Annotated in this window: 23 protein-coding genes and 1 tRNA gene; 19 read left to right on the top strand and 5 right to left on the bottom strand. The window is 72.8% G+C overall.

Going from position 1 to position 26927, the window contains the following annotated elements:
• Nucleotides 1-103: 103 nt before the first annotated feature.
• Nucleotides 104-3025, top strand: coding sequence for a penicillin acylase family protein (locus tag ACQKM2_RS19820; protein ID WP_427711331.1), 2922 nt, complete (start codon nucleotides 104-106; stop codon nucleotides 3023-3025).
• A gap of 24 nt (nucleotides 3026-3049) precedes the next feature.
• Here the strand turns inward: ACQKM2_RS19820 and ACQKM2_RS19815 are convergent, their stop codons facing one another.
• A complete protein-coding gene (locus ACQKM2_RS19815) occupies nucleotides 3050-3676 on the bottom strand; it encodes a 5-formyltetrahydrofolate cyclo-ligase (RefSeq protein WP_427711329.1) in 627 nt (208 codons plus the stop codon).
• A gap of 94 nt (nucleotides 3677-3770) precedes the next feature.
• Here ACQKM2_RS19815 and galU point away from each other — a divergent pair, with 94 nt between their 5' ends.
• From galU to ACQKM2_RS19775, 8 genes are all read left to right on the top strand, one after another.
• Nucleotides 3771-4673, top strand: a complete 903-nt coding sequence (gene galU / locus ACQKM2_RS19810; RefSeq protein WP_427711327.1) for a UTP--glucose-1-phosphate uridylyltransferase GalU — start codon at nucleotides 3771-3773, stop codon at nucleotides 4671-4673.
• Nucleotides 4674-4677: 4 nt separating this feature from the next.
• Nucleotides 4678-6039, top strand: coding sequence for a gephyrin-like molybdotransferase Glp (gene glp, locus ACQKM2_RS19805; protein ID WP_427711325.1), 1362 nt, complete (start codon nucleotides 4678-4680; stop codon nucleotides 6037-6039).
• Between the two features lie 80 nt (nucleotides 6040-6119).
• Nucleotides 6120-6599 (top strand): cyclic pyranopterin monophosphate synthase MoaC, encoded by a 480-nt coding sequence (gene moaC / locus ACQKM2_RS19800; RefSeq protein WP_007264601.1) that lies wholly within the window; start codon nucleotides 6120-6122, stop codon nucleotides 6597-6599.
• A gap of 104 nt (nucleotides 6600-6703) precedes the next feature.
• Nucleotides 6704-7195: a MogA/MoaB family molybdenum cofactor biosynthesis protein gene (locus ACQKM2_RS19795; RefSeq protein ID WP_427711397.1), complete on the top strand. Its 492-nt coding sequence runs from the start codon at nucleotides 6704-6706 to the stop codon at nucleotides 7193-7195.
• 17 nt (nucleotides 7196-7212) lie between these two features.
• Nucleotides 7213-7833 (top strand): GNAT family N-acetyltransferase, encoded by a 621-nt coding sequence (locus ACQKM2_RS19790; protein ID WP_125818496.1) that lies wholly within the window; start codon nucleotides 7213-7215, stop codon nucleotides 7831-7833.
• Nucleotides 7834-7987: 154 nt separating this feature from the next.
• On the top strand, nucleotides 7988-9025 hold the full coding sequence (gene sepX, locus ACQKM2_RS19785) for a divisome protein SepX/GlpR (protein WP_427711322.1): 1038 nt from the start codon (nucleotides 7988-7990) through the stop codon (nucleotides 9023-9025).
• 78 nt (nucleotides 9026-9103) lie between these two features.
• A tRNA-Ala gene (locus ACQKM2_RS19780) sits at nucleotides 9104-9177 on the top strand.
• Nucleotides 9178-9330: 153 nt separating this feature from the next.
• On the top strand, nucleotides 9331-10647 hold the full coding sequence (locus ACQKM2_RS19775) for a CoA transferase (RefSeq protein ID WP_427711320.1): 1317 nt from the start codon (nucleotides 9331-9333) through the stop codon (nucleotides 10645-10647).
• 24 nt (nucleotides 10648-10671) lie between these two features.
• Here ACQKM2_RS19775 and ACQKM2_RS19770 read toward each other — a convergent pair whose 3' ends face one another.
• Nucleotides 10672-11178, bottom strand: coding sequence for a GNAT family N-acetyltransferase (locus ACQKM2_RS19770; RefSeq protein ID WP_427711318.1), 507 nt, complete (start codon nucleotides 11176-11178; stop codon nucleotides 10672-10674).
• A gap of 38 nt (nucleotides 11179-11216) precedes the next feature.
• Between ACQKM2_RS19770 and ACQKM2_RS19765 the strand changes: the two genes are divergently transcribed.
• On the top strand, nucleotides 11217-12020 hold the full coding sequence (locus ACQKM2_RS19765) for an exodeoxyribonuclease III (RefSeq protein ID WP_427711316.1): 804 nt from the start codon (nucleotides 11217-11219) through the stop codon (nucleotides 12018-12020).
• A gap of 146 nt (nucleotides 12021-12166) precedes the next feature.
• Here ACQKM2_RS19765 and ACQKM2_RS19760 read toward each other — a convergent pair whose 3' ends face one another.
• On the bottom strand, nucleotides 12167-12838 hold the full coding sequence (locus ACQKM2_RS19760) for a MerR family transcriptional regulator (protein ID WP_427711314.1): 672 nt from the start codon (nucleotides 12836-12838) through the stop codon (nucleotides 12167-12169).
• A gap of 224 nt (nucleotides 12839-13062) precedes the next feature.
• Here ACQKM2_RS19760 and ACQKM2_RS19755 point away from each other — a divergent pair, with 224 nt between their 5' ends.
• From ACQKM2_RS19755 to ACQKM2_RS19740, 4 genes are all read left to right on the top strand, one after another.
• The gene (locus tag ACQKM2_RS19755; protein WP_427711312.1) at nucleotides 13063-14700 is read left to right on the top strand and encodes a flavin-containing monooxygenase; all 1638 of its coding nucleotides are present in this window, start codon (nucleotides 13063-13065) and stop codon (nucleotides 14698-14700) included.
• Nucleotides 14697-15677, top strand: coding sequence for an alpha/beta fold hydrolase (locus ACQKM2_RS19750; RefSeq protein ID WP_427711311.1), 981 nt, complete (start codon nucleotides 14697-14699; stop codon nucleotides 15675-15677). The genes ACQKM2_RS19755 and ACQKM2_RS19750 overlap by 4 nt, the downstream gene beginning before the upstream one ends.
• Nucleotides 15674-16558 carry an SDR family oxidoreductase gene (locus tag ACQKM2_RS19745; protein ID WP_427711309.1) on the top strand — a complete coding sequence of 295 codons (885 nt, stop codon included), beginning with the start codon at nucleotides 15674-15676 and terminating at the stop codon, nucleotides 16556-16558. Before ACQKM2_RS19750 ends, ACQKM2_RS19745 begins: the two co-directional genes overlap by 4 nt.
• Before the next feature lie 76 nt (nucleotides 16559-16634).
• The gene (locus tag ACQKM2_RS19740) at nucleotides 16635-16823 is read left to right on the top strand and encodes a hypothetical protein (RefSeq protein WP_427711307.1); all 189 of its coding nucleotides are present in this window, start codon (nucleotides 16635-16637) and stop codon (nucleotides 16821-16823) included.
• A gap of 196 nt (nucleotides 16824-17019) precedes the next feature.
• Here ACQKM2_RS19740 and ACQKM2_RS19735 read toward each other — a convergent pair whose 3' ends face one another.
• On the bottom strand, nucleotides 17020-20286 hold the full coding sequence (locus tag ACQKM2_RS19735) for a S41 family peptidase (protein ID WP_427711305.1): 3267 nt from the start codon (nucleotides 20284-20286) through the stop codon (nucleotides 17020-17022).
• A 358-nt stretch (nucleotides 20287-20644) separates the two neighbouring features.
• Between ACQKM2_RS19735 and ACQKM2_RS19730 the strand changes: the two genes are divergently transcribed.
• Both ACQKM2_RS19730 and ACQKM2_RS19725 read left to right on the top strand, forming a co-directional pair.
• A complete protein-coding gene (locus ACQKM2_RS19730; protein ID WP_007264588.1) occupies nucleotides 20645-21223 on the top strand; it encodes a TetR/AcrR family transcriptional regulator in 579 nt (192 codons plus the stop codon).
• Between the two features lie 186 nt (nucleotides 21224-21409).
• Nucleotides 21410-23620: an MMPL family transporter gene (locus tag ACQKM2_RS19725; protein WP_427711303.1), complete on the top strand. Its 2211-nt coding sequence runs from the start codon at nucleotides 21410-21412 to the stop codon at nucleotides 23618-23620.
• Nucleotides 23621-23741: 121 nt separating this feature from the next.
• Here ACQKM2_RS19725 and ACQKM2_RS19720 read toward each other — a convergent pair whose 3' ends face one another.
• Nucleotides 23742-24134: an SsgA family sporulation/cell division regulator gene (locus tag ACQKM2_RS19720; RefSeq protein WP_125818508.1), complete on the bottom strand. Its 393-nt coding sequence runs from the start codon at nucleotides 24132-24134 to the stop codon at nucleotides 23742-23744.
• 175 nt (nucleotides 24135-24309) lie between these two features.
• Between ACQKM2_RS19720 and ACQKM2_RS19715 the strand changes: the two genes are divergently transcribed.
• Genes ACQKM2_RS19715 through ACQKM2_RS19705 form a run of 3 tightly spaced genes read left to right on the top strand, consistent with a single transcriptional unit; the run spans nucleotide 24310 to nucleotide 26910 of the window.
• Nucleotides 24310-25371, top strand: a complete 1062-nt coding sequence (locus ACQKM2_RS19715; protein WP_427711300.1) for an energy-coupling factor ABC transporter permease — start codon at nucleotides 24310-24312, stop codon at nucleotides 25369-25371.
• Between the two features lies 1 nt (nucleotide 25372).
• Nucleotides 25373-26134 (top strand): cobalt ECF transporter T component CbiQ, encoded by a 762-nt coding sequence (gene cbiQ / locus ACQKM2_RS19710; RefSeq protein WP_427711298.1) that lies wholly within the window; start codon nucleotides 25373-25375, stop codon nucleotides 26132-26134.
• Nucleotides 26122-26910 carry an energy-coupling factor ABC transporter ATP-binding protein gene (locus tag ACQKM2_RS19705; protein ID WP_427711296.1) on the top strand — a complete coding sequence of 263 codons (789 nt, stop codon included), beginning with the start codon at nucleotides 26122-26124 and terminating at the stop codon, nucleotides 26908-26910. The genes cbiQ and ACQKM2_RS19705 overlap by 13 nt, the downstream gene beginning before the upstream one ends.
• Nucleotides 26911-26927 lie beyond the last annotated feature (17 nt).

Below are 26927 nucleotides of genomic sequence, written 5' to 3'. Positions count from 1 at the left end.
CCTGTCCTACGGACCTCGACCCCTGGCGGATCAACGGAGGCGGTCCTGCGCCTATGGTTGCTCCCAGCAATCCCAGGACCACCCTGCCCCTCTAAGGACAGCGATGCCCGCCAATGAATCCGGACCTTCCGTCAAGAAGAAGGGACGACGCGCACGCCTGCTCGTGCTCGTCATGGTCCTGGCGCTCTTGGCGGGCCTCGGCTACGGCGCGTACTGGAGCGTGGACACCGTGCGCGCCTCCTTCCCGCAGACGACCGGCTCCCTCAAGGTCCCAGGCCTGACCGGGACGGTCGATGTGAAGCGCGACGAGCACGGCATTCCGCAGCTCTACGCAGACAACGACGAGGACCTCTTCCGCGCGCAGGGCTTCGTGCACGCCCAGGACCGGTTCTGGGAGATGGACGTCCGCCGCCACATGACCGCCGGCCGGCTGTCGGAGATGTTCGGCTCCGGCCAGGTCGAGACGGACGCCTTCCTGCGCACCCTCGGCTGGCGCCACGTGGCCCAGGAGGAGTACGACAAGAAGCTCTCGCCGGAGACGAAGAAGTACCTCCAGGCCTACGCCGACGGTGTCAACGCGTACCTGAAGGGGAAGTCCGGCAAGGACCTCTCCGTCGAGCACGCCGCCCTCAAGCTGACCGACGGCTACAAGCCGGAGCAGTGGACGCCGGTGGACTCGGTGGCCTGGCTCAAGGCGATGGCCTGGGACCTGCGCGGCAACATGCAGGACGAGATCGACCGCTCGCTGATGACGAACAAGCTCTCGCAGGCGCAGATCGACGAGCTCTACCCGCCGTACCCCTTCGACCGGAACAAGCCGATCGTCGAGGGCGGCACCGTCTCCGGCGGCAAGTACGCGCCCCAGGGCACCCCGGGCTCCGGCTCGACCGGCACCGGCACCGGCAGGGGCAACGGCACCACCGGCACGGGCACGGGCACGGGCAACGGCACCACGGGCACCGGAACCGGCACCGGCACGGGCACCGGCAGCACCACCCCCGGCACCGGCTCGCAGGCCACCCCCAACGGGGCCGCGGGCGCCACCGGCCTCGCCGACAACGCCACCGCCCAGGGCGCGACCGTCGGCCTGCGCACGCAGCTCGGCTCCCTCGCCAAGACCCTGGACGAGATCCCGGCCATCCTCGGCCCCAACGGCAGCGGCATCGGATCGAACTCCTGGGTCGTCTCGGGCCAGTACACGACCACCGGCAAGCCGCTCCTCGCGAACGACCCGCACCTCTCCCCGCAGCTGCCCTCGGTCTGGTACCAGATGGGCCTGCACTGCCGCGCCGCCTCGCCCCAGTGCCAGTACGACGTGGCCGGCTACACCTTCTCCGGCATGCCCGGCGTGGTCATCGGCCACAACGCCGACATCGCCTGGGGCATGACCAACCTCGGCGCCGACGTGACCGACCTCTACCTGGAGCAGGTCCGTCCCGAGGGCTACGTCTACGACAACAAGGTCGTCCCCTTCACCACCCGTGAAGAGGAGATCAAGGTCGCGGGCGGCAAGAGCAAGAAGATCACCGTCCGCACCACCAACAACGGGCCGCTGATCTCCGACCGCAGCGACGAGCTGGAGACCGTCGGCTCCCGCGCCCCCGTTCCCAGCTCGGCCCCCGACCGCGGGGACGGCTACGCCGTCGCCCTGCGCTGGACCGCCCTGGACCCGGGCAAGTCGATGGACGCGGTGTTCAAGCTGAACCGGGCCAAGGACTTCAACAGCTTCCGCGCCGCGGCGGCCGACTTCGAGGTCCCCTCGCAGAACCTGATCTACGCCGACAACAAGGGCGCGAACGGCAACATCGGCTACCAGGCCCCGGGCCGCATCCCGATCCGCAACCAGGGCGACGGCCGCCTGCCGGCGCCCGGCTGGGACCCGAAGTACACCTGGAAGGGCGGCCGGGACGGCAACGCCGGCTACATCCCGCAGAACGAGATGCCCTGGGAGCTCAACCCGGCGCGCGGCTACATCGTCACCGCCAACCAGGCCGTCACCGAGTCCGGCACCGGCGCCGGCAAGTACCCGTACGTCCTGACCACGGACTGGGGCTACGGCGCCCGGAGCCAGCGGATCAACGACCTCATCGAGGCGAAGACCAAGGACAACGGCAAGATCTCCACCGACGACATGCGCACCATGCAGATGGACAACAGCAGCGAGATCGCCGCGCTGCTGACCCCGATGCTGGCCAAGATCCAGGTCTCCGACCCGGACGTGCGCTCGGCGCAGAAGCTGCTCGAAGGCTGGAACTACACGCAGGAGTCCGACTCCGCGGCGGCCGCGTACTTCAACGCGGTCTGGCGCAACATCCTCAAGCTGGCCTTCGGCGACAAGATGCCGAAGGAGCTGCGGGTCGAGGGCAGCTGCATGAACGTCAGCGAGGCGGGCACCGGCCCGAACGACGACCTCACCAAGACGGTCCGCGAGTGCGGTACGCGCGGCCCCGACTCGGCGCAGCCGGACGGCGGCGACCGCTGGTTCGAGGTGGTCCGCCGGCTGGTCAAGGACGAGAAGTCGCCGTGGTGGACCGCCACCCCGAAGACCGTCCACGACAAGCCGATCAAGACCCGCGACGAGCTGTTCGCCCGGGCCATGGAGGACGCCCGCTGGGAGCTGACCGCCAAGCTCGGCAAGGACCAGGCGACGTGGAGCTGGGGCCGGCTGCACCAGCTGACGCTGAAGAACCAGACGATCGGCAAGGAGGGCCCGGGCTTCATGCAGTGGCTCCTCAACCGCGGCCCGTGGAACGTGGGCGGCGGCGAGGCCACCGTCAACGCGACCGGCTGGAACGCCTCCAGCGGCTACGAGGTCACCTGGGTGCCGTCGATGCGGATGGTCGTCAACCTCGGCGACCTGGACAAGTCCCGCTGGATCAACCTGACCGGCGCCTCGGGCCACGCGTACGCCGGCACGTACACCGACCAGACGTCGATGTGGGCCAAGGGCGAACTGCTGGACTGGCCGTTCGGAAAGGGCGCCGTCGACAAGTCGACAGTGGACACCCTGACGCTCAAGCCGTGAGCGCGACGCCGGCCGGCCGGCTGATCACGCGGTAAAGCGCACCACCCCCGACGGGGTGGCCACCGCCTGGACGGGGTGGTCGTGCGGTTCCTCCGGGACCCGCGCGACCACCTCTTCGTCGTACAGGAGCACCACCAGCGCGGGGTGCGCGCCGGCCCGCTCCAGCCGGGCGAGCACCCGGTCGTACGAGCCCCCGCCGCGGCCGAGCCGCATCCCGCGCCCGTCGACCGCGAGCCCGGGAAGCAGCACGGCGTCGGCGCCGGTCACGGCGTCCGGGCCGAGCGGCGTGCCGGACGGCTCCAGCAGCCGCATCTTCCCCGGGTGGGCGGCTTCGGCGAGGCTGTCCGGGCCCTCGTACGCTGCCCAGTCCAGGTCGTTGTTCGGGAGCAGCAGGGGCAGCAGCACCCGCTTGCCGGCGGCGCGCAGCGCGTCGAGCAGTTCGCGGGTGCCCGGTTCGGCGCCGACGGAGACGTACGCGGCGACGGTGTGGGCGCCGCCCAACTCGGGCAGGGTGAGGGCGGAGCGGGAGAGGGCCCGGGCCGCCGCGTCGCGGGCCTCGGGGGGCAAGGCGCGGCGGGCTGCGAGGAGTTCCCGGCGCAGGGCGGCCTTTTCGGGTACGAAGGGGTGGTTCCCGGGCGGGTTTTCTACCACAGTCTCGTCACAATTCCTTTCACATATGGATCAAGTCGGGCATATTCACCGGAACCCTGCTGGGCCTCCTGTACGACCCACTATCGTTCTGCCCATGACTCAGTCGCACCCAGTGATCAAGAAGGCCGTCATCCCGGCTGCGGGGCTCGGCACTCGGTTCCTCCCGGCGACCAAGGCGACCCCCAAGGAAATGCTCCCGGTCGTGGACAAGCCGGCCATCCAGTACGTCGTCGAGGAGGCCGTGTCGGCCGGGATGGACGACGTACTCATGATCACCGGCCGTAACAAGCGGGCCCTGGAGGACCACTTCGACCGGAACTACGAGCTCGAATCGGCTCTGATCGCCAAGGGTGACGACGACCGGCTGAAGAAGGTCCAGGAGTCGAGCGACCTGGCCACCATGCACTACGTCCGCCAGGGCGATCCGCGCGGCCTCGGCCACGCCGTCCTGTGCGCCGAGCCGCACGTGGGCGACGAGCCCTTCGCCGTCCTCCTCGGCGACGACCTGATCGACCCGCGCGACCCGCTGCTGCGGCAGATGGTCGACGTCCACGCCCGCACCGGCGGCACCGTCATCGCGCTGATGGAGGTCGACCCGTCCAGCGTCCACCTCTACGGCTGCGCCGCCGTCGAGCCGACCGGCGAGGACGGCGTCGTCCGGATCACCGGCCTCGTCGAGAAGCCGGAGCCCGCCGAGGCGCCCAGCAACTACGCGGTCATCGGACGCTATGTCCTCGACCCGGCGATCTTCGGCATACTGCGGGAGACCGAGCCGGGCCGGGGTGGGGAGATCCAGCTCACCGACGCCCTGCAGAAGCTGGCCGCCGACGAGAGCGTGGGCGGCCCGGTGCACGGCGTGGTCTTCCGAGGCCGCCGCTACGACACCGGGGACCGGGGTGACTACCTGCGGGCCATCGTCCGACTCGCGTGCGAACGTGAGGACCTGGGCCCGGAGTTCCGCACCTGGCTTCACCGTTACGTCACGGAGGAGATGTAGCACCTTGAGCAGTTCCGCACCGCAGCGTTCTCAACCGGCGGGCGCCCGGCACCGTCTGTGGTCGGTGGACGAGCACCTCGCGGACGTACTCGCCGCCGTCCGGCCGCTGGAGCCCATCGAGCTCCAGCTGCTGGACGCCCAGGGCTGTGTCCTGGTCGAGGACGTCACCGTGCCCGTCGCCCTGCCGCCCTTCGACAACAGCTCGATGGACGGGTACGCCGTCCGCACGGCGGACGTCCAGGGTGCGAGCGAGGAGTTCCCCGCGGTGCTCGCCGTCATCGGCGACGTGGCGGCGGGCAGCGGCGAGCTGCCCACCGTCGGCCCAGGCCAGGCCGCCCGCATCATGACCGGCGCCCCGCTGCCGCCCGGCGCGGAAGCCGTCGTGCCGGTCGAGTGGACCGACGGCGGCACGGGCGGCGGCGCCGCCTCCGGCATGACCCCGGCCAGCGCCGCGCCCGAGGGCGCGGCCGGCGAGGTACGCGTCCACCGCGCGGCCGAGGCCCGGGCGCACGTGCGCTCGCGCGGCAGCGACGTACAGGCCGGCGACCTGGCGCTCGCCGCCGGCACCGTCCTCGGACCGCCGCAGATCGCCCTGCTCGCCGCGATCGGACGCGGCACCGTACGGGTCCGGCCGCGCCCGCGCGTGGTCGTCATGTCCACCGGCAGCGAGCTGGTCCAGCCGGGTGAGGCGCTGACCGCCGGGACGATCTACGACTCGAACAGCTTCGCGCTGGCCGCCGCGGCCCGCGACGCCGGCGCCATCGCCTACCGCGTCGGCGCGGTCGCCGACGACGCCGAGACCCTGCGCTCCACCATCGAGGACCAGCTCATCCGGGCCGACCTGCTCGTCACCACCGGCGGGGTCTCCGTCGGCGCCTACGACGTGGTCAAGGAGGCCCTGACCGCCGCCGGCTCCGGCGAGGGCTCCGGCGACGAGCCCTCCGGCGGCGGCGTCGACTTCCGCAAGCTCGCCATGCAGCCCGGCAAGCCGCAGGGCTTCGGGACCGTCGGCCCCGACCACACCCCGCTGCTGGCCCTGCCAGGCAACCCGGTGTCCTCGTACGTCTCCTTCGAGCTGTTCGTGCGCCCCGCGATCCGGACGCTCATGGGCCTGCCGGAGTCCGAGGTGTCCCGGCCCAGCGTGCGCGCCGTGCTCAAGGCCGACGCGCCGATCGGCTCCCCGGCGGCCCGCCGGCAGTTCCTGCGCGGCACGTACGACGCCGAGGCCGGCACCGTCACCCCGGTCGGCGGATCGGGCTCGCACCTGATCGCCGCGCTCGCGCACGCCGACTCGCTGATGGTCGTACCGGAGGACGTCACCTCGGTGGAGCCGGGGGCCGAGCTGGAAGTGATCCTGCTCGGCTGAGCGGCCGCCGGTGCGGGTAGCGTGTTGCATCACACAGGCCCCAGGCTCCAGGGGGCCCGGAGCGGGAGCGGCACGCAGATATGAGTACGCAGAGCAGGCTGACGCACATCGACGAGGCCGGCGCGGCCCGGATGGTCGACGTCTCCGAGAAGGACGTCACCACCAGGACGGCGCGCGCCAGCGGACGCGTCCTCGTCTCGCCGCGGGTGATCGAGCTGCTGCGCGGCGAGGGCGTGCCGAAGGGCGACGCCCTCGCCACCGCGCGGATCGCCGGGATCATGGGGGCGAAGAAGACCCCCGACCTGATCCCGCTCTGCCACCCGCTGGCGGTCTCCGGGGTGAAGGTCGACCTGACGGTCGCCGACGACGCCGTCGAGATCCTCGCCACCGTCAAGACCGCCGACCGCACGGGCGTCGAGATGGAGGCGCTGACCGCGGTCGCCGTCGCCGGCCTCACCGTGATCGACATGGTGAAGGCCGTCGACAAGGGCGCGGTCATCACCGACGTGCGGGTGGAGGAGAAGACCGGCGGCAAGTCCGGCGACTGGACCCGCGCGTGAACCCCCCGCGCGGCGGCGAGGTGCACAGCCACAGCCACGGCGACAGCCACGCGGCGGGGACGGCACCGGCGGACGCCGCCCCGCGGCCCGCGGCCGGGCGGGCGCTGGTCGTCACCGCCTCGAACCGCGCCTCGCAGGGCGTGTACGCCGACAAGGGCGGGCCGCTGCTGGCCGAGGCGCTGGAGGGGCTCGGCTTCACGGTCGACGGCCCGCGCGTGGTGCCGGACGGCGACCCCGTCGAGCAGGCGCTGCGCGAGGGCGTGGCCGGCGGCTACGACGTCATCCTGACCACCGGCGGCACCGGCATCTCGCCGACCGACCGGACCCCGGACGCGACCGCCCGCGTACTGGACTACGAGGTCCCGGGCATCCCGCAGGCCATCCGCGCGGAGGGCCTGGCCAAGGTGCCCACCGCCGCCCTGTCGCGGGGCCTGGCGGGCGTGGCCGGCCGCACCCTGATCGTGAACCTGCCCGGTTCGACGGGCGGGGTGAAGGACGGCCTCGCGGTGCTGGCGCGGATCCTGCCGCACGCCGTGGACCAGCTCCGCGGCGGCGACCACCCCAGACCTGACGCGGCGCCCGGGAGCCCGAGCTGAACGGCCCCTCCTGGCCGGTGGTGCTGGCGGACGGCGATGTCACGCTCCGGCCGATAAAGCTGCGGGACCAGCGCGCCTGGCGCGAGGTCAACCAGCGCAACCGGGACTGGCTGCGGCCGTGGGAGGCGACGATCCCGCCGCCCGCGCCGTGGGGTCCCGTTATCCACAGGCCGACATATCGACAGATGGTCCGCCATCTGCGGGCCGAGGCGAACGCGGGCCGGATGCTGCCCTTCGTCATCGAGTACCAGGGGCGGCTGGTCGGCCAGCTGACGGTCGCCGGGATCACCTGGGGTTCGATGTGCGCCGCCCACGTCGGCTACTGGGTGGACCGGGACGTGGCCGGCCGCGGGGTGATGCCGACGGCGGTCGCGCTCGCGGTGGACCACTGCTTCCAGAAGGTCGGGCTGCACCGCATCGAGGTGTGCATCCGCCCCGAGAACGGGCCCAGCCGCCGGGTCGTGGAGAAGCTCGGCTTCCGCGAGGAGGGACTGCGGCCGCGTTATCTGCACATCGACGGGGCGTGGCGCGACCACCTGGTCTTCGCGCTGACGGCGGAGGAGGTCCCGCAGGGGCTGCTCCGCCGCTGGCACCGCACGCGCAAGCGGGAAAGCCCGCCGCCGACACCCACCCCGTAAAGCAGGTAATCGCAAAAGCGTTCGAATTGTTGGCCGATTCGCCCATAACCTGATCCGAAGAATCACAAAAAAAGTCGGTGATATCAGCCTGATCGTGCGACACACCGGCCCAATTGGCTGATCCTCCCGGGCGCGCCCCTCTACGGTGTGAGGTGTGAGCAGCAGCGGCCTCATCTACGCAGTCATCGTCGGGGCCTGGGCCGCCTACTTGGTGCCCATGTGGCTCCGGAGGCAGGACGAGCTGAACGAAGCGCGTCCGACGGAACGCTTCTCCACCGCCATCCGGCTGCTTTCCGGCCGGGCGGGAATGGAGCGCCGTTACGCCAAGGGGCTGCGTGAGCGCGGTGAGGATCAGGCGGAGGCCCAGCCCCACGCGGACCCGGAAGCGGCGACGGAAACGGTGAACTCCGTGGACGCCGACGCCCGGGCCCTCGGCGTGTCCCCGACCAGGGCCGAACCGAGATCCATCGAAGCCGAACGGGTCCGCCGGCAGCAGCGCCTCCAGGTGCTCGCACGCCGCCGGCGCACCACCGCACTCCTCTTCCTCGCCTTCAGCGGCGGCGCGGTCGCCGCGGCCGTCGGCGGGATCCACTACCTGTGGGCCCCGGCCGCCCCGGCCCTCCTGCTGAGCGCCTACATCGTGCACCTGCGGGTCCAGGAGCGGCGCCGCTACGAGTTCACGATGGACCGGCGGCGCGCCGAGGCGGCCGCCCGCAGCCTGCGCGAGAACCGCCCCCAGCGCCACCGCGAGCAGCCCGAGCCCGCCACCGCCGGCGGCGGCGCCGAACCGGACCCCGCCCCGCCGGTCTCCCCGCAGGAGGCCGGGCGCCGGGCGCTCGTCGAGCAGACCGACCACGCCGAGTGGGTGGACCAGCAGCGCGAGCGCGAGCGCGGCCCCGCCCGCGGCGACAGCTGGGAGCCCGTACCGGTCCCGCTGCCGACGTACGTGACGGCCCCGGTCGCCCCCCGCGCCACCGGCCCGGTCAACCCGGACGGCTGGAGCGCGGCCCGCTCCAGCACCGCCGAGCCGACCGACCCCCGCCTGCGCGCCCAGCCGGCCGTACCGAAGCCGGCGGACCCGGGCCCGGCCGCGCAGCCCGCCCCGCCCCGCCCCCGGGGCCGCGATCTCGGCCGTACGCCGCTCTTCGACCAGTACGAGAGCGACGACCGGCCGCGCGCCGCGAACGAGTGACGGGTGACCTGCGCGGACCCTCCGGACAACGCGTTTTGGAGCACCCGCGCGGGGATGCTAATGTTTCACACGTCGCAAGGGCCTGTGGCGCAGTCTGGTAGCGCACCTCGTTCGCATCGAGGGGGTCTGGGGTTCAAATCCCCACAGGTCCACAAACGACAGTTCTCGGATAGCTACCGGGAATCGTCACGAGATCCCGTCCGGTCGAAAGACCGGGCGGGATCTCGGCGTTTTCGGGGCCGTCACCGAAATCCTTCGGAAAACGGCGGGTTGGGCGGCCGGCGGTCACCGTGACAATGGGCCGCATGACGAAGACGGACGGGGCCGTCGCACAGGCGTGGGAAGCGCTGGGCGGGGACGGCGAGTTGGCGGGACGGGTCGGATTCGCGGGACCGGGCGGGCTGGAGGGTCCGCTGCCGGTACGGGAATTGGCGCGGGCCTGCGTCGGGGTGTGCGGGCTCGCGGCGGCCGAGCTGGCCGCCGTACGGGCCGGGGGCACGGCACTGGACGCGGCCCCGGTCGCGGTGGACGAGGGCGCCGTGGCCACGGCGTTCGTCAGCGAGCGGCACCTGCGGGTGGAGGGCCGGGCGCCGGTGGGCTTCGCGCCGCTGTCCGGGTTCTGGCGGGCGGCCGACGGCTGGGTGCGGACCCACGCCAACTACCCGCACCACCAGGCCGCCCTGGTACGCGCGCTCGGCGTGCCCGGCACCCCGGATGCGCTGCGGGAGGCCCTCGCGGGCCGGAGCGCCGCCGAGGCGCAGGAGGCCGTCTACGCGGAGGGCGGGCTCGCCGTCGCCGTCGCGCCGGAGTACGGGGAGCCGCGGCCGCTGGTGGAGTGGGTGCGGGGCCCGGGCGGCGGCCGGCCGCCGGGGCCGGGCGCGCTGCCCGCGTCCGGGGTGCGGGTGCTGGACCTGACCCGGGTCATCGCCGGGCCCGTCGCGACGCGGACGCTGGGGCTGCTGGGCGCCGACGTGCTGCGGATCGACTCCCCGGCACTGCGCGAGGCGGACGACGCGCACGCGGACACCGGCTTCGGGAAGCGCTCCGCGCTGCTGGACCTCGGTGACGCGGCCGGCCGGGCGGCGCTGGACCGGCTGCTCGCCACCGCCGACGTGGTGGTGACGGGGTACCGGCCGGGCGCGCTGGAACGGTTCGGGCTGGGTGCCGAGGAGCTGCTGGAGCGGTTCCCGCGGCTGGTGGTGGCGCAGCTGTGCGCGTGGGGCTGGAGCGGGCCCTGGGCGGGGCGCCGGGGCTTCGACTCGCTGGTGCAGGCGGGGTACGGGATCGCCGCGCGGTGCGCGGGCGAGGACGGGAGGCCGGGGGTGCTGCCGGCGCAGGCGCTGGACCACGGCACGGGGTACCTGCTGGCCGCGGGCGTGCTGCGGGCGCTGGCGGAGGGGGGCGGCCGGGCGCTGCGGCTCTCCCTGGCCGGGACGGCGTCGTGGCTGGTGCGCCGGGTGCCGGCGGTGGGCGCGGCGGTGCCGGGGTACGCGCCGGAGCCGTGGCTGCGCGAGGCGGACTCCGGGTACGGGGTGCTGCGGTACGCCGCGAGCCCGTTCGGGGACTGGGGGCGGGGGCCGTCCCGGTGGGGCGCGGACGAAGCCGTCTGGCTCCGCCGCTGATCCGGTGGAACGGCCCCGCGGGGGTCAGGAGCCGACGACGGCCCGGAGCGGCTTCGTCATGCAGCGGCTGGACGGGTAGTCGCGGTAGTAGCCGAACTTCTCGGACAGGGCGTAGCCCGAGGAGAGGTAGAGGGCGATGGCCTCGGGCTGCTTGTCGCCGGTCTCCAGGACCATGCGGGTGCGGCCCGCCGCGAGTGCGTCGGCCTCCAGCTCGGCCAGGATGCGGCGGGCCAGGCCGAGGCCGCGCGCCCGCGGTACGACGTACATGCGCTTGATCTCGGCGTCGCCGTCCGAGTAGCCCTCGTCGTTCTTCTCCTGGCCGCGCCAGGCGCCGCTGGCCACCGGGTCGCCGGCGTCGTCGTAGGCGAGCAGGTAGAGGCCGTTCGGCGGGAGGAACATCGCCGGGTCGAGGAAGGTGGCGTCGCCCTCGCCGTCGTAGCGCTGCCGGTACTCGACCTGGACCTGAGCGTCGAGCGCCGCCGCGTCCGGGTGGTCGTACGGCACGGCGCGGATGTTTATACCGTGAGACATTTGAATATCGTACGGATCCATCCCGCTATGGTGCAGGGATGCTCACCGTGACCTCCGTGAATGTGAATGGGATCCGCGCCGCCGCCAAGAAGGGGTTCGTGGAGTGGCTCGCCGGATCCGACGCCGACGTCGTGTGCCTCCAGGAGGTGCGGGCCGAGGAGGCGCAGATTCCGGCAGAGGCCCGGGAGCCCGAGGGCTGGCACACCGTGTTCGCGCCGGCCGCCGCCAAGGGCCGGGCCGGTGTCGCGCTGTACACGCGGCGCGAGCCCGAACGGGTGCGGGTGGGCTTCGGCAGTGACGAGTTCGACGACTCGGGGCGCTACGTCGAGGTCGACCTGCCGGGCGTCACCGTGGCGAGCCTGTACCTGCCCTCCGGGGAGGCGGGCACCGAGAAGCAGGACGAGAAGTACCGGTTCATGGAGGAGTTCCTCGGCTACCTCGGGGAGCTGAAGGCGCGGGCCGCCGCCGACGGGCGGGAGGTCGTGGTGTGCGGCGACTGGAACATCTGCCACCAGGAGGCCGACCTCAAGAACTGGAAGACCAACCGCAAGAACGCGGGCTTCCTGCCCGAGGAGCGGGAGTGGCTGGGGAAGGTGTACGCGCAGGCCGGCTACGTCGACGTCGTGCGCGGGCTGCACCCGGACACGGAGGGGCCGTACTCCTGGTGGTCCTACAGGGGCCGGGCCTTCGACAACGACGCGGGCTGGCGCATCGACCTCCAGGTAGCGAGCCCGGGGCTGGCGGCGAAGGCCGTGAAGGCCTTCGTCGAGCGCGCCGAGACGCACCCCGAGCGCTGGTCGGACCACGCGCCGGTGACGGTGGTCTACGAGCTGGGCGTCTGAGGGACCGCGGCGGCCCCGGCGGCTGCGGTGCCGACGGCGCTGCGGTGCCGGCGGGGCCTGTGGCGCCGCGGTGCCGGCCGGCCGTGCGGCGGCTGCGGCGGGTGGGGTGCCGGCGGGGCCTGTGGCGGCTGGGGTGCCCGTGGCGGCTACGGACGCTGGTGCAGGCGGTCCATCGCCATCGTGAGCTCCGCCTCGACCACGCTCTTGGCCAGCGGGCGCAGCCGGGTGACGGCCTCCTGCCCGAGGTGGGCGGAGATCAGCTCGGTGAACAGCTCCGCCAGCGCGTCGGCGTGCTCGCGGACCCGGCGGCCCGTCTCCAGCACCGCCGACAGCGGCACGCCTTCGCGTACCAGGGCCGAGGAGACGTCCAGCAGGCGCCGGCTGACGTGCACGATGGCCTCGCCGTCGGTGGCGACGTAGCCGAGGTCGAGCGCGGCCGCCAGGTTCTCCGGGGTGACCTCGCCCTCGAAGTAGTCGGCCAGCACCTCGGGCGAGAGCCGGACCGGGGTCTCCTCCGATCCGCCGATCCCGAGCAGTTCGCCGAGCTGGCCGACGTCGCGGCCCTTCTCGAAGGCGGCGGTCAGCTCGGCGATGCCGCCGAGGGTGTGGCCGCGGTCCAGCAGGGCGGCGATCGTGCGCAGCCGGGCCAGGTGGTGTTCGTCGTACCAGGCGATGCGGCCCTCGCGGCGCGGCGGCGGGAGCAGCTTGCGCTCGCGGTAGAAGCGCAGCGTGCGCACCGGGATGCCGGCCGCCTCGGCCAGCTCCTCCGTCCGGTACTCGCGCCCGCCCTCGCGCTCCACGGGCTCCACGGTTTCCACGGCGGGCCGTGCCCCTCTCGTCGCCGGTCTGTCCACACCCGCAGCCTAGGGGGTCGCTTGTGGATCATGCCGGGGCCGGTCCGCGGGGCGTCCGTGGGGAGTACTCGCGGTAACTTTCCCGGCGCGACCCCTACCCATGGGTACGGAGCTGTTCTACCCTCCCGATTGTGCCAGTGATTGCTGGCAACGTTGCGGTTCGGATTGCGGTGCGGAAGGCGGCGGGCATGGGCGGCAGCACGGTCGGCAAGGGCAGGAAGGTCGGCAAGGGCGCGCGCGAGCACGTACGGGTGGCGGTGGTGGGGTCCGGCTTCGGCGGGCTCGGCGCGGCCGTCCGGCTGCGGCGCGAGGGGATCACGGACTTCGTCGTCCTGGAACGGGCCGACTCCGTCGGCGGCACCTGGCGCGACAACAGCTACCCCGGGTGCGCCTGCGACGTGCCCTCGCACCTGTACTCCTTCTCCTTCGCCCCCAACCCCGACTGGCCGCGCACCTTCTCCGGGCAGCCCGCCATACGCGCCTACCTGGAGCGCGTCGCCGACACCTTCGGGCTGCGCCCGCACATCCGGCTCGGCCACGAGGTCCTGATGATGCGCTGGGACGAGCGGGAGCTGCGCTGGGAGATCGAGACCTCGGCGGGCTCCCTGACCGCCGACGTCGTGGTGTCGGCGACCGGACCGCTGTCCGACCCGAAGACGCCCGAGATCCCCGGGCTCGCCGAGTTTCCCGGCAAGGTCTTCCACTCCGCCCGCTGGGACCACGACTACGACCTGACCGGCAAGCGCGTCGCCGTGGTCGGCACGGGCGCCTCCGCGATCCAGATCGTGCCGGCCATCGCCCCCCGGACGGCCCGCCTCACCCTCTTCCAGCGGACCCCGCCGTGGGTCATGCCGCGCACCGACCGCGCCATCAGCACCGCCGAGCGCTGGCTGCACCGGCAGCTGCCCTTCACCCAGTCGGCCCGCCGCGGGCTGCTGTGGGGGATCCGCGAGCTCCAGGTCAGCGCGTTCACCAAACGGCCGAACCAGCTCGGGCTGATCGAATCCCTGGCCAAGGCCAATATGGCGCGCTCCATCAAGGACCCGCAGCTGCGGGCCAAGCTCACGCCCTCGTACCGGATCGGCTGCAAGCGCATCCTGCTCTCCAGCGAGTACTACCCGGCGCTGGCCCGGCCCGACGTGGACGTGGTCGCCTCGGGGCTGAAGGAGATCAGGGGCTCGGTGCTCGTCGCCGCCGACGGGACCGAGACCGAGGTGGACGCGATCATCTTCGGCACCGGCTTCCACGTCACGGACATGCCGATCGCCGAACGGGTGGTGGGCGCCGACGGGCAGACCCTCGCGGACGCGTGGAAGGACGGGATGCAGGCGCTGCGCGGGGCGACCGCGGCCGGCTTCCCCAACTGGATGACGATCATCGGACCGAACACCGGCCTCGGGAACAGCTCGATGATCCTGATGATCGAGTCCCAGCTGAACTACATGGCGGACTACCTGCGCCAGCTCTCCCTCCTCGACGGCGGCAGCCTGGGCGGGCGCACCGCGCTCGCGGTCCGGCCGTCCGCCGTCAACCAGTGGAACCGGCACGTCCAGGCGCGGATGGAGCGGACGGTGTGGAACACCGGCGGCTGCACCAGCTGGTACCTGGACGCCCAGGGCCGCAACACCACCGTGTGGCCGGGCACGACGGGTGAGTTCCGGCGCGCCACGTTGACGGTCGACCTGGCCGAGTACGAGGTCGTACGCGTACGGGACCGCGAGCGCGAGCGGGTCCCGGCCCCCGCAGCGGCCGGCGCCCCCGCCGTACCCGCCGCGGCCGCCGCGCCGGGCTCCGCGGCCGCCCCCGCCGAGGAGGGCGCCGCGTGAGCCGGCCCGGGCACGTCACCGCCGGCCGGTACGCGCCGCCGGCCGCGGCCCGCGAGCTGGTCGCCGTGTCCGCCGACGGATCCCGGCTGCACGTGGAGGTGCACGGCGCGGAAGGGGCCCCGGCCGTCGTGCTCTCCCACGGCTGGACCTGCTCCACCGCCTTCTGGGCGGCGCAGATCCGCGACCTGGCCCGCGACCACCGGGTCGTCGCCTACGACCAGCGCGGCCACGGCCGCAGCCCGGCGGCCGCCGCCTACGGCACCACCGCCCTCGCCGACGACCTGGCCGCCGTGCTGAAGGCGACCCTCGCCCCCGGCGAGCGCGCCGTGGTCGCCGGGCACTCGATGGGCGGCATGACCGTGATGGCCGCCGCCGGACGCCCCGAGTTCGCCGAGCACGCCGCGGCCGCCCTGCTGTGCAGCACCGGCAGCTCGCGGCTGGTCGCGGAGGCGACCGTGCTGCCGCTGCGCGCCGGGCGCGCGAGGACCCGTACGACCCGCGCCGTGCTCGGCTCGCGCGCCCCCCTCGGGCCCGTCACGCCCGTGGGCCGCGCGGTGCTCAAGTACGCCACCATGGGCCCCGGGTCCGCGCCGGACCGGGTGGAGGCCTGCGCCCGCATCGTGCACGCCTGCCCGGCGGGGGTGCGCCACGCCTGGTCCGAGGTGCTGGCGGGGCTGGACCTGGACGCCGAACTGGCCCGGCTGACCGTGCCGACCGCCGTCATCGCCGGCCGGGACGACCGGCTCACCCCCGTCGTGCACGCCCGGCGGCTGGCGGTGGCGCTGCCGAACTGCGTGGGCCTGACCGAACTCACCGGCATGGGGCACATGACCCCCGTCGAGGCCCCCGAGGCCGTCACCCGAGCCGTCCGCGAGCTGACGGGCCGCTACCTCCCCGCCGCATCCGGCGTATCCGATGCATCCGGCGTATCCGACGCATCCGCCCCGTCCGACGCAGAGAAGGAGAAGACCGCGTGAGCGCTCGAAGGAGTCTGGAAGGCCAGGTCGCCGTCGTCACCGGCGCCGCCCGCGGGGTCGGCGAACTGCTCGCCCGCAAGCTGTCCGCGCGCGGCGCCAGGATCGCCCTGGTGGGCCTGGAGCCGGAGGCGCTCAAGGAGGTCTCCGGGCGGCTGCACACCGACAGCGACCACTGGCACGCCGACGTCACCGACCACGAGGCCATGGCCAGGGTCGCGCGCGAGGTCAAGGAGCGCTTCGGAAAAGTCGACATCGTCGTCGCCAACGCGGGCGTCGCCGCCGGCGGCCCGTTCGGGGACTCCGACCCCGAGGCCTGGCGCCGCGTCATCGAGGTCAACCTGATCGGCGGGGCCGTCACCGCCCGCGCCTTCCTGCCCGTCCTCATGGAGAGCCGCGGCTACTTCCTCCAGATCGCCTCGCTCGCCGCGATCACCCCGGCGCCGATGATGACGGCGTACTGCGCCTCCAAGTCCGGCGCCGAGGCCTTCGCGCACTGCCTGCGCGCCGAAGTCGGCTACAAGGGCGTCAAGGTCGGCGTCGGCTACCTCTCCTGGACCGACACCGACATGGTGCGCGGCGCCGACCAGGACGAGGTCATGCGCGAGCTGCGCGGGCGGCTGCCCTGGCCCGCCAACCGCACCTACCCGCTGGGTCCGGCGGTCGACCGGATCGTGGCCGGCATCGAACGGCGCTCGCCGCACGTGTACGCGCAGTGGTGGCTGCGCGGCATGCAGGGCGTCCGCGGCTACCTGCCGGCGGTCATCGCGGCGGGCGGGAAGCGGGAGATGAAGCGCTTCGAACCGAGGCTCGCCGACGTCCCCAAGGGGCTCGTGGGGGCCGGCGGGGCGGCCGACGAACAGGAGCGATCCGCCCACCGCTGATCGAAATGCGTGCTTTGTTGCTGCATGTCAGTCTGGTCGAGGCCCAACCACCGACACCCCGTACGGAGTGAGAAGCATGGGTATCAAGGACCAGTTCCAGGACAAGGCCAACGAGATCAAGGAACGCGCCGAGCAGGCCAAGCAGGGCGCCAAGGACGACATGTCCGAGCGCACCGCGAAGGCCAAGCAGCAGAAGAAGGACATGAGGTCGAAGTCCCAGCAGCCGGTCGACGACATCAGGGACGAGCTCGACGACCGGACCTGAGGTCCTGGAACAGCCCTGAAGCACGCACCTTCGGGCCTGACTGCTACCAGGCCCTGACAGACCCGGCGCCGACGCACACGGCGCCGACGCACACAGCGCCGAGGGGCGCGGTCCGTACCGAGGAGGTCCGGACCGCGCCCCTTCCGCGTGCACCGCCCGTGCCCCCGCCCGTCCCGTACGCCTACTCCCGCTACGGCTACTCCCGCGGCGGCAGCTTCGGACGCCGGCGGTCCGGTACGTCGGTGTAGCCGGGCGGCACGGCCGCCGGGTCCTGCTCCAGCAGCTCCAGCGCCAGGTGCACGGCGTCGTCCAGCTGCGCGTGCCGCCCCTCCGCCCAGTCGAGCGGGGTGCGCAGGATCGCGAGGTCCGGCTCCACGCCGTGGTTCTCCACCGACCAGCCGTACTCCGGGAACCAGGCGGCGTTCATCGGCACGGTGATCACCGTCCCGTCGCCCAGGGTGTGCCGGCCGGTCATCCCGACCACCCCGCCCCAGGTGCGCTGGCCCACCACCGGGCCCAGGCCCAGCAGTTTGAACGCGGCGGTGATCATGTCCCCGTCGGAGGAGGTCGCCTCGTCGGCCAGCGCCACGATCGGGCCGCGGGGCGCGTTCGACGCGTACGAGACCGGCTGCGCGTTGCGCGTCAGGTCCCAGCCGAGGATCGAACGGGTGAGTTTCTCCACGACGAGTTCACTGATGTGCCCGCCCGCGTTGCCGCGTACGTCCACGATCAGGGCGGGCCGGGACATCTCCATGCGCAGGTCGCGGTTGAACTGGGCCCAGCCGGAGCCGCCCATGTCGGGGATGTGCAGGTAGCCGCAGCGGCCGCCGCTGACCTCGCGGACCACGGCGCGGCGCTTGGAGACCCAGTCCTGGTAGCGCAGCGGACGTTCGTCGACCAGCGGTACGACCGCGACGCGCCGGGCCCGGCCCTCGCCCTCGGCGGGCTGGAAGGTGAGTTCGACGGTGGTGCCGCCGGCCGCGGACAGCAGCGGGTAGGGGCCGGCGACCGGGTCCACGGGCCGCCCGTCGACGTGGGTGAGCACGGCGCCGTCGCGGATGCCGGTGCCCGCGAGCGGGGAGCGGGCCTTGGAGTCGGAGGACTCGCCGGGCAGGATCCGCTTGACCACCCAGCCCTCCTCCCGGTGCACGAGGTTGGCGCCGAGCAGCCCGATGGCCCGCTGGTAGTGGGGCGGGCCCTCGTTGCGCCGGGCGGGGGAGACGTAGGCGTGCGAGGTGCCGAGTTCGCCGAGGACCTCGCGCAGCAGGTCGGCGAACTCGTCCGGGGAGGCGACGCGTTCGACGAGCGGCCGGTACTGGCGCAGCACGCCGTCCCAGTCGATGCCGCACATCTTCGGCTCCCAGAAGTACGCCCGGATGAGCCGGCCGGCCTCCTCGAAGGCCTGGCGCCACTCGGCCGCCGGGTCCGCCTCGTGCAGGATGCGCCGCAGGTCGAGGTAGACGGTGGAGTCGCCGTCACCCGATTCGGTGGCCGGCACGGCGCGCAGGTCACCGTCGTCGTTGACGACGAGCCGGGTGCCGTCGCCGCTGACCGCGAACCAGTCCAGCCCCGACGCCAGTTCCGTCTTGCGGGCCTTGGTCATGTCGAAGTGCTCCAGCGTCGGCTTGCCGCTGGTGTCGGCCGGGTTGGCGAAGGTCTCGCCGAGCGCGCCGGAGATGGGCCAGCGCAGCCAGACCAGTCCGCCGCCGTGCACCGGGTGGAGGGCCGAGTACTTCGACGCGGAGACGGGGAAGGGCGTGACCCGGCTCTCCAGGCCCTCCACCTCCACCGTGACGGTGCCGTCGCCCTCGCCCGGTTCGCCCTCGACGGGGTCGAGTCCGCCGGCGGCGGGCCGGCCGTCGGGGGAGAAGGCGAAGGGGGAGGGGGTGGCCGAGGACAGGGGCACCAGGTAGGGGCGGCAGCCCAGCGGGAAGGACAGGTCGCCGGTGTGCACGTCGTACACCGGGTCGAAGCCGCGCCAGGAGAGGAAGGCGAGGTAGCGGCCGTCCCGCGTGAAGACCGGGTTCTCGTCCTCGAAGCGGCCGTTGGTGACGTCGACGACGACGCGCGCGCCGGGACCGGAGATCTTCGCCATCTTGATCTGCCGCAGGGAGCGTCCGATGCCCGGGTGCGACCAGGTCAGCCAGCAGCCGTCGGGGGAGAAGGCGAGGTCGGTGACGGGGCCGTTGATGGACCGGATGAGTTCGGTGACCTCGCCTCCCCCAGACTCCTCCGTCGCGTCGAGCAGCAGCAGCCGCCCGTCGTGCGAGGCGATGGCGAGCCGCTCCCCGTCGGGGTCCGACAGCAGTTCGGTGACGCGGCCCAGCTCGCCCGAGGCCAGCCGGCGGGGCTCGCGGTCGCCGGAGGCGCGCGGCAGGTAGGCGATCTCGATCGCGTCCTCGCCCTCGGCGTCGGTGACGTACGCGACCTGCCCGCCGCTGCCGAGCATCTCGGGCAGCCGTACCCGTACGCCGGGGGTGTCGGCGATGGTGCGGGCCGGACCGTCGCGGTGGGTGAGCCAGTACAGGCTGCCGCGCACGACGACGGCGCTGGCCCGGCCGGTGGTGTCCACGGACAGCGAGTCGACGTTGCTGGCGGCCGGCACCTGGTACGTACGCCGCCCCGCGCGCGGGCCGCCGAGGCGGACCGGCAGCTTGCGCGGCGAGGCCCCTTCGGCGAGGGAGTCGACGAGCCAGATGTCGCCCGCGCACTGGTAGACCACGCGGGAGCCGTCGCTGGAGGCGTGCCGGGCGTAGAACTCGTCGTGGTCGGTGTGGCGGCGCAGGCCGGTGCCGTCGGGCAGGCAGGAGTAGAGGTTGCCGATGCCCTCGTGGTCGGAGAGGAAGGCGATCCGGCCGCCGACGAACATCGGGGATTCGAGGTGCCCCTCGATGTCCTCCAGGAGCCGCTGCCCGTGCAGCCAGAGCCGGCCGGTGGCGCCGCCCCGGTACCGCTTCCAGGCGGCGGGCTCGTGCGGGGGCTTGCCGGTCAGCAGCAGGCTGCGGTGTTCGCCGTCGACGTCGGCGACCTGGATGTCGGAGACCGGGCCCCAGGGGAGGCGGCCGCCGGGGCTGCCGTCGGTGGGCAGCTTGTACGCCCAGGAGTAGTAGGAGAAGGGCTGCCCGTGGGAGGAGACGGCCAGGACGTTGCCGTCCGGGTCCCAGCCGCAGACCCGGGTGTCGGTGGAGCCCCAGTGGCTGAGCCGGCGGGCGGGGCCGCCGTCGACGGGGGCGAGGTGGATCTCCGGGTCGAGGCTGCGCCAGGTGGTGAAGGCGATGTGCCGTCCGTCGGGGGAGAAGCGCGGGTGGCCGACCCGGGTGCGGTCGACGGTGATGCGCCAGGCACGGCCGGGGGTCTGGCCCTCGGGGACCAGGGGGGCGACCCAGAGGTCGTCTTCGGTGGCGAAACACAGCAGGTCGTCGTGGAGGTGCGGGAAGCGGAGGTACGCGACGTCGTGACTCACCCCCCAATGCTTTCCGCGCCGGAGGGGCCCGGCAACTCGTACAGGTGACCGTGTGGCGTCCGTGTGGGTGACGTGCGGACGGTGCGCGGCGTGACGCGTGCGGCGTGACGCGTGCCCGCGTGCGGCGTGACCCGTGCCGCGTGACCGGTGCGGTGTGACGCCTGCTGCGTGACACCCGCCGCGTGACCGGTGCGGTGTGACGCCTGCTGCGTGACACCCGCCGCGTGACCCACGCCACCCCCGCTAACGAAACGGAACGGTTTCGTTTCGTTAGTCGGGCGGGTAGGCTCTGAGGAGTACGGAACCGTTTCGTTCGGAGGAGGTCGCGATGAAGGCGAGTTGCCGGGTGACCGACGTCATGTCGGCCCGTCGCAGCCGGATCACCCCCGAACGGGAAGCCGAACTCCACGGGGCGGTCCTCGACCTCCTGCGCGAGGTCGGCTACGAGGCGCTGACCATGGACGCCGTCGCCGCCCGTACGAAGTCCAGCAAGGCCACCCTCTACCGCCAGTGGGGGAGCAAGCCGGAGCTGGTCGCCAAGGCCCTGCGATGTACCCAGCCGGTCTCCCTCCGGGAGATCGACACGGGCACCCTGCGCGGGGACTTCGCGACGATGGTCGAGCGCTCGGACGACGCGCAGATGGCCAAGGACACCGCGCTGATGCGGGGCCTGGCCCATGCCGTCCACGAGAGTCCGGAGCTGCACCGGGCACTGCGCGACCTGCTGGTCGACCCGGAGCTCAACGGTCTCCAGGCGATGCTGCAGCGCGCCGTCGAGCGGGGCGAGATCCGGCCGGACTGCCCGGCCCTGGACTTCGTGCCGCACATGCTCATCGGGGCGTTCATCGCACTACCTCTGATCGAGGACCGGTCCGTCGACCGGGCCTTCCTCGGCCAGTTCATCGACGCCGTGGTCTTCCCCGCCCTCGGCGTCTGACGTCCCGCCCGGGTGCTTCGCCCGCGGCCGGCTCCCCGGCCGCACGAACGCGCGAAGCACAGCTCCCCAGAAGTACAGAACGTCCTTCCTGCTGCTCCTGACACGCCGCTCTCGTCGTCGGGCCGGCTTCACACGCCCAGATCCGTCCCGGATCCATCCCACGACCTGAAACGGGAGAACCACGACGTGGCCACCTTCCTCTACCGGCTCGGCCGCGGCGCCTTCAGGCGCCGCGGTCTGGTCGCCCTCGTATGGGTGGCGCTGCTCGTCGCCGCGGGCTTCGGCGCCGCGACGGCCTCCGCGCCCACCTCCGGCTCGTTCTCGATACCCGGCACGGAGGCCCAGAAGGCCTTCGACCTGCTGGACGAGAAGTTCCCGGGCATGTCCGCCGACGGCGCGACCGCCCGCATCGTCGTCAAGGCCCCGGCGGGCGCCAAGGTCACCGACCCGGGCCCCAAGGCCGAGGTCGAGAAGCTCATCTCCGGCCTGAAGAGCGGCGACGGCGCCGCCCAGATCGCCACGGTCGACGACCCGTACCAGACGCAGGCGGTGAGCCAGGACGGCTCCACCACCTACGTCAGCGTGAAGTACAAGGTCAGCGGCATGGAGCTGAAGGACGACACCCGAGAGGCGCTCAAGGACTCGGGCCACGCGGCCCAGAAGGCCGGCCTCCAGGTGGAGATCGGCGGCGACGCGCTGATGGAGGCCCCGGAGACGGGCTCCGGTGAGGCCATCGGCATCCTGATCGCCGGCATCGTCCTCGTCATCACCTTCGGTTCGCTGGTCGCCGCCGGGCTGCCGCTGCTGACCGCGCTGATCGGCGTCGGCATCGGCGTGTCCTCGATCACCGCGCTCGCCAACGTCCTGGACCTCGGCTCCACCACCTCCACCCTCGCGATGATGATCGGCCTCGCGGTCGGCATCGACTACGCGCTCTTCATCGTCTCCCGCTACCGCGTGGAGCTCTCCGAGGGCCGCGAGCGCGACGAGGCCGCCGGCCGCGCCGCCGGAACCGCCGGCTCCGCAGTGGTCTTCGCCGGTCTGACCGTGGTCATCGCCCTGGTGGGCCTGGCCGTCGTCAACATCCCGATGCTGACGAAGATGGGTGTCGCCGCCGCCGGAACGGTGGTCATCGCGGTGCTCGTCGCCCTGACGCTGGTCCCCGCGATCCTCGGCTTCGCCGGCAAGAAGGTGCTGCCCGCCGGCCAGAAGAGCAAGCTGTTCGGCAAGGGCCGCCCGGCCGGCGCCGAGCCCAAGGCCAACGGCGGCACCCGCTGGGCGCGCTTCGTGCTGCGCCGCCCGGTCGCGGTGCTGCTGGCCGGTGTGATCGGCCTCGGCGTGATCGCGATCCCGGCGAGCAAGCTGGAGATGGGCCTGCCGGACGACGGCTCCAAGCCGGTCTCCACCAGCCAGCGCAAGGCGTACGACATGCTGTCGGAGGGCTTCGGCCCCGGCTTCAACGGCCCGCTGATGGTGGTCGTCGACGGCGACAAGGCGCTGGCCGACCGGACCGCCGACCGGATCAAGGGCCTGGACGGGGTGGCGGCCGTGATGCCTCCGCTCCAGAACGAGGCCAAGGACGCCGCGATCGTCAGCGTGATCCCGAAGGACCGGCCGTCCTCCACGGAGACCGAGGACCTGGTCCACAAGATCCGCGAGGGCAACGGCAAGGACGTGTTCGTCAGCGGCCAGACCGCGATGAACATCGACTTCTCGCAGAAGATGAACGACGCGCTGCTGCCCTACCTGGCGCTCGTCGTCGGCCTCGCCTTCCTGCTGCTGATGCTGGTCTTCCGCTCGATCCTGGTCCCGCTCAAGGCGGCGCTCGGCTTCCTGCTGTCGGTGGTCGCGGCCCTCGGCGCGGTCGTCGCGGTCTTCCAGTGGGGCTGGCTCGGCTCGCTCTTCGGTGTGGAGCAGACCGGTCCGATCATGTCGATGATGCCGATCTTCATGGTGGGCGTGGTCTTCGGCCTGGCCATGGACTACGAGGTCTTCCTGGTCACCCGCATGCGTGAGGCGTACGTCCACGGCGAGCGGCCGGGCCAGGCCGTGGTGACCGGCTTCCAGTACAGCGCCCGCGTGGTCGTGGCCGCGGCCGTCATCATGATCGCCGTGTTCTCCGGCTTCCTCGGCGCCAGCGACTCGATGGTGAAGATGATCGGCTTCGGCCTGGCCGTCGCCGTCCTCTTCGACGCCTTCGTGGTCCGCATGGCGATCGTGCCGGCGGTGCTGGCGCTGCTCGGCCACAAGGCCTGGTGGCTGCCGAAGTGGCTCGACCGGATCCTGCCCAACGTGGACGTGGAGGGCGAGAGCCTGCGCAAGCACCTCGGCGAGTCCGCCTCCGACGCCGGGTCGCCGGAGGACCCCGACAAGCAGCGCGAGCTCGTCAACGCCTGAGCCGCACGCGAGGGCCGTGGCCCGGGTCAACGCCTCGCGTCAACCTCGGGCCCGGAAAGTCGCACCTGCCGAACGCCGGCCCCGTACCTGGAACCCCAGGTGCGGGGCCGGTGGCGTTCCGCTACGCCGTCCGGGTGGTGGCGTACGTACGGCGCAGGAAGCGGCGCAGCGCGGCGCTATCGAACTGGAGGACGGCGACTCCCTCGGGAGAGTGGAACTCCATCACCGCCTGGACGCGCCCGCACGGCCAGACGCGTACGTCCCCGCTCCCGGACGGGGCCAGCAGGCCGGCCTCCAGGAGGGCCAGGGGGAAGACCCACTCGTTGTCGGTGTCCTCGGGGGACAGCTCGGCGGGGAAGACGACGCGCACGGCCAGCGGCTCGGCGGGGGTGAAGCGCAGGGCCACCGGAATGGCCCGGTAGAGGGGCTCGTCGGTGATCACGCGGGCGCGCACCCGCTCCTCGACGGCGGTCGCGGTGGCGGTGGCTGCTGGATTCTCGGCGGTGGCTGACATCGACAAGACTCCCTAATCGGAACATCTGCGTCCGTTTGTCCGTCCAGCCTCGCACATTCCGACGAAACCGCACGGATCTATTTGTGACCTGTCTGCTCTTGCCAACGGTTTGCAACTGGGCACTACTCTTGAACGGTTAAAGACTTGTGCGAGAAAGAGGATGCGGAGCTACTCCATGCATGTGCCCGACGGATTCATCAACACACCCGTCTCGGTGGCCGCAGGAGTAGCGGCCGCCGCCGCTGTCGCGGTCAGCCTGCGCGGCGCCCGCCGCGAACTCGACGAGCGCACCGCCCCGCTGGCCGGCCTCGTCGCCGCCTTCATCTTCGCCGTGCAGATGCTGAACTTCCCGGTCGCCGCCGGCACCAGCGGCCACCTCCTCGGAGGGGCGCTCGCCGCCATACTCGTCGGCCCCTACACCGGCGTGCTCTGCGTGTCCGTCGTCCTGCTGATGCAGGGCATCCTCTTCGCCGACGGCGGCCTCACCGCGCTCGGCGTCAACGTCCTCAACATGGCCGTGGTGACCGTCGTCGTCGCCTACGCCGTCTTCCGCGGCCTCCTCGGGCTGCTGCCCGCAGGCCGCCGCTCGGTCACCGTCGCCGCCTTCGCCGGAGCGCTCCTCTCCGTGCCCGCCGCGGCCGCCGCCTTCACCCTCCTCTACGCCCTCGGCGGCACCACCGACGTCCCGATCGGCAAGGTCATCACCGCCATGGTCGGCGTCCACGTCCTCATCGGCATCGGAGAGGCCGCCATCACCGCCGCGACCGTCGGCGCCGTGATCGCCGTACGCCCCGACCTGGTGCACGGCGCGCGCCGGCTGACCGCCCCGCTGAAGCTGCGCGTCGGCGGCGAACTGGTCGACGCCCCCGCACCCGCCGCGACCCCGGTGCCGGCCGCCGCCCGCTCCACCCGCAAGCTCTGGCTGACCGGCCTGGCCGCCGCCCTCGTACTGGCCGGCTTCGTCTCCTTCTACGCCTCCGCCAGCCCCGACGGCCTGGAAAAGGTCGCCGCCGACAAGGGCATCGACACCAAGGTCGAGGAGCACGCCGCCGCCGGCTCCCCGCTCGCCGACTACAGCGTCAAGGACGTCTCCGACGCCCGGCTGTCCGGCGGCCTCGCCGGGGTCATCGGCGTCGGCGCGACCGTCGCCGTCGGCACCGGCGTGTTCTGGGCCGTGCGCCGCCGCCGCGCACAGGACCTGACCGCGACGTCCACGGCCGCCCCCACGGCCGGCTGACATGGGCGCCGGCCACGCGCACAAGCTCTACCGGCACGGGCACTCGCCCGTGCACGAGCTGCCGCCGCACTGCAAGATCGCCGCGACGTTCGCGTTCGTGGTCGTCGTCGTCTCCACCCCGCGCGAGGCCATGTGGGCCTTCGCCGGCTACGCGTTCCTCATCGCCGCCGTCGCGGCGGCGGCCCGGATCCCCGCGGGCTTCATGCTGCGGCGGATGCTGATCGAGGTGCCGTTCGTACTCTTCGCCGTGCTCATGCCCTTCGTGTCCCAGGGCGAACGGGTGGAGGTGCTCGGCGTGTCCCTGAGCGTCTCCGGCCTCTGGGGCGCCTGGAACGTCCTGGCCAAGGGCACCCTCGGCGTGGCCGCCTCCGTACTCCTCGCCTCCACCACCGAACTGCGCGCCCTGCTGCTGGGACTCCAGCGGCTGAAGCTGCCGCCGCTGCTCGTCCAGATCGCCTCCTTCATGATCCGGTACGGCGACGTCATCACCGACGAGCTGCGCCGCATGTCCATCGCCCGCCGCTCGCGCGGGTTCGAGGCGCGCGGCGTCCGGCACTGGGGGGTGCTCGCCAAGACGGCCGGCGCCCTCTTCATCCGCTCCTACGAACGCGGCGAGCGGGTCTACCTCGCCATGGTCAGCCGCGGCTACGCCGGTTCCATGCCGGTGATCGACGACGTCACGGCCACCCGCGCCCAGTGGGCGTACTCGGCCGTGCTGCCCGTGATGGCGCTCGCCGTCTGTCTGATGGGATGGACGCTGTGACGTCTCCTTCTTCCTCTCCCGCCGCTCCGTCCGTACCCTCCCTGGAGGTGTCCGGGGTCGCCTACGCCTACCCCGACGGGCACCAGGCCCTCTTCGGCGTCGACCTCAGCGTCGGCCGCGGGGAGCGGGTCGCGCTGCTGGGCCCCAACGGTGCGGGGAAGACCACCCTCGTGCTGCACCTCAACGGCATCCTCGGCGGCGGGGTCGGCTCGGTCAGCGTGGCCGGGCTGCCCGTGGAGAAGCGGAACCTCGCCGAGATCCGGCGCCGGGTGGGCATCGTCTTCCAGGACCCCGACGACCAGCTGTTCATGCCGACCGTGCGGGAGGACGTGGCCTTCGGCCCGGCGGCGGCCGGCCTGCGGGGCGCGGAACTGGAGGAGCGGGTCCGCGAGGCGCTCGAACTGGTCGGCATGGCCGGCTTCGCCGACCGGCCCCCGCACCACCTGTCCTTCGGCCAGCGCCGGCGGGTGGCGGTCGCGACCGTACTGGCGATGCGGCCGGAGATCCTCGTCCTGGACGAGCCCTCCTCCAACCTGGACCCGGCTTCGCGGCGCGAGCTCGCCGACATCCTGCGTTCGCTGGACGTGACGGTGCTGATGGTGACCCACGACCTGCCGTACGCGCTGGAGCTCTGCCCGCGCTCGGTGATCCTGAGCGAGGGCGTCATCGCCGCCGACGGCCGCACCCGCGACCTGCTGTGCGACGACGCGCTGATGCGGGAGCACCGGCTGGAGCTGCCGTTCGGCTTCGACCCGCGGTCGGTGGCGGCGGCGTAGGGCGGCGACGCCCGGCG

The sequence above is a fragment of the Streptomyces sp. NPDC004126 genome (assembly GCF_050275515.1).
In the GTDB taxonomy this organism is placed as follows: domain Bacteria; phylum Actinomycetota; class Actinomycetes; order Streptomycetales; family Streptomycetaceae; genus Streptomyces.
The sequence above is the reverse complement of the archived record's forward strand: the minus strand, read 5'-3'. Positions and strand labels throughout refer to the sequence as shown.